Raw genomic sequence first — 3,040 nt, 5'->3', positions numbered from 1 at the left:
TGGAAGTCAAAAATCTAACATCATTGTTAGTAAATATAGGTTAAGTTAATAAGGGCGCACGGTGGATGCCTTGGCACTAGAAGACGATGAAGGACGGGACTAACTCCGATATGCTTTGGGGAGCTGTAAGTAAGCTATGATCCAGAGATTTCCGAATGGGGAAACCCGGCAGCTTTTATAGGCTGTCATCATATACTGAATACATAGGTATATGAGGTGAGACGCAGAGAACTGAAACATCTAAGTACCTGCAGGAAGAGAAAGAAAATTCGATTACCTTAGTAGCGGCGAGCGAAACGGTAAGAGCCCAAACCAAAGAGCTTGCTCTTTGGGGTTGTAGGACTCAGTTGTGGTAGTTGCAGTAAATAGTCGAAGCGATCTGGAAAGGTCAGCCGTAGTGGGTAAAAGCCCCGTAGGCGAAATTGACTGCACACCTATGAGTATCCTGAGTACGGCGGAACACGAGAAATTCCGTCGGAATCCGCGGGGACCATCCCGCAAGGCTAAATACTCTCTAGTGACCGATAGTGAACCAGTACCGTGAGGGAAAGGTGAAAAGCACCCCGGAAGGGGAGTGAAATAGATCCTGAAACCGTGTGCCTACAACAAGTCAAAGCCCGTTAATGGGTGATGGCGTGCCTTTTGTAGAATGAACCGGCGAGTTACGATAGCGTGCGAGGTTAAGCTGAGAAGGCGGAGCCGTAGCGAAAGCGAGTCTGAATAGGGCGCTTGAGTACGTTGTCGTAGACCCGAAACCATGTGATCTACCCATGGCCAGGTTGAAGGTGTGGTAAAACGCACTGGAGGACCGAACCCACGTATGTTGAAAAATGCGGGGATGAGCTGTGGGTAGCGGAGAAATTCCAAACGAACTTGGAGATAGCTGGTTCTCTCCGAAATAGCTTTAGGGCTAGCCTCGGATGAAGAATGATGGAGGTAGAGCCACTGTTTGGACTAGGGGCCCATCTCGGGTTACCGAATTCAGATAAACTCCGAATGCCATTCATTTATATCCGGGAGTCAGACTGTGAGTGATAAGATCCATAGTCGAAAGGGAAACAGCCCAGACCACCAGCTAAGGTCCCAAAATATATGTTAAGTGGAAAAGGATGTGGGGTTGCACAAACAACTAGGATGTTGGCTTAGAAGCAGCCACCATTTAAAGAGTGCGTAATAGCTCACTAGTCGAGTGACCCTGCGCCGAAAATGTACCGGGGCTAAACATATTACCGAAGCTGTGGAGTGTGCCTTTGGCACACTGGTAGGAGAGCGTTCTAAGGGCGTCGAAGGTAGACCGTGAGGACTGCTGGAGCGCTTAGAAGTGAGAATGCCGGTATGAGTAGCGAAAGACGGGTGAGAATCCCGTCCACCGTATGACTAAGGTTTCCTGGGGAAGGCTCGTCCTCCCAGGGTTAGTCGGGACCTAAGCCGAGGCCGAAAGGCGTAGGCGATGGACAACAGGTTGATATTCCTGTACCAGTTATATTTGTTTGAGCAATGGAAGGACGCAGGAGGTTAGGAAATCCACACGACTGGAAGTGTGTGGCCAAGCAGTGAGTCTGAGGGTGAGTAAAATGCTTACCGTCATTAAGGACAAGCTGTGATGGGGAGGGAAATTAAAGTACCGAAGTTTCTGACATCACACTGCCAAGAAAATTTTCTAGTGAGAATATAACTGCCCGTACCGCAAACCGACACAGGTAGTCGAGGAGAGCATCCTAAGGTGAGCGAGCGAACTCTCGTTAAGGAACTCGGCAAAATGACCCCGTAACTTCGGGAGAAGGGGTGCTGACAGCAATGTCAGCCGCAGTGAATAGGCCCAAGCGACTGTTTATCAAAAACACAGGTCTCTGCAAAATCGAAAGATGACGTATAGGGGCTGACGCCTGCCCGGTGCTGGAAGGTTAAGAGGATGGGTTAGCTTTCGAGCGAAGCTCAAAATTGAAGCCCCAGTAAACGGCGGCCGTAACTATAACGGTCCTAAGGTAGCGAAATTCCTTGTCGGGTAAGTTCCGACCCGCACGAAAGGCGTAACGATTTGGGCACTGTCTCAACGAGAGACTCGGTGAAATTTTAGTACCTGTGAAGATGCAGGTTACCCGCGACAGGACGGAAAGACCCCATGGAGCTTTACTGTAATTTGATATTGAATGTTTGTGACACATGTACAGGATAGGTAGGAGCCGTAGAGGCCGGTACGCTAGTATCGGTGGAGGCAATGGTGGGATACTACCCTTGTGTTATGACCATTCTAACCCGCAACACTTAGCGTGTTGGGAGACAGTGTCAGATGGGCAGTTTGACTGGGGCGGTCGCCTCCTAAAGAGTAACGGAGGCGCTCAAAGGTTCCCTCAGAATGGTTGGAAATCATTCGTAGAGTGCAAAGGCATAAGGGAGCTTGACTGCGAGACCTACAAGTCGAGCAGGGTCGAAAGACGGACTTAGTGATCCGGTGGTTCCGCATGGAAGGGCCATCGCTCAACGGATAAAAGCTACCCTGGGGATAACAGGCTTATCTCCCCCAAGAGTCCACATCGACGGGGAGGTTTGGCACCTCGATGTCGGCTCGTCGCATCCTGGGGCTGTAGTCGGTCCCAAGGGTTGGGCTGTTCGCCCATTAAAGCGGCACGCGAGCTGGGTTCAGAACGTCGTGAGACAGTTCGGTCCCTATCCGTCGCGGGCGCAGGAAATTTGAGAGGAGCTGTCCTTAGTACGAGAGGACCGGGATGGACACACCGCTGGTGTACCAGTTGTTCTGCCAAGAGCATCGCTGGGTAGCTACGTGTGGACGGGATAAACGCTGAAAGCATCTAAGCGTGAAGCCCCCCTCAAGATGAGATTTCCCATTCCTTTTAGGAAGTAAGACCCCTGAGAGACGATCAGGTAGATAGGCTAGAAGTGGAAGTGCAGCGATGTACGGAGCGGACTAGTACTAATCGGTCGAGGACTTAACCAAGATTTACACGTAGGATTCACGATTATGTTTTGATTAACTTCAACATCCAGTTTTGAGTGAGCAAACTTATAGATTGTTTACTTA

1 rRNA gene is annotated in these 3,040 nt (G+C 50.1%); it reads left to right on the top strand.

Annotated features, from left to right (window positions below):
- Positions 1-38 precede the first annotated feature (38 nt).
- Positions 39-2,956, top strand: a 23S ribosomal RNA gene (locus CBF35_RS14795).
- Positions 2,957-3,040 lie beyond the last annotated feature (84 nt).

The organism is Vagococcus salmoninarum (assembly GCF_003987495.1).
Taxonomy (GTDB): Bacteria; Bacillota; Bacilli; order Lactobacillales; family Vagococcaceae; genus Vagococcus_D; species Vagococcus_D salmoninarum.
Note: the sequence above shows the minus strand (reverse complement) of the source record. Positions and strands in the feature narration are given on the sequence as shown.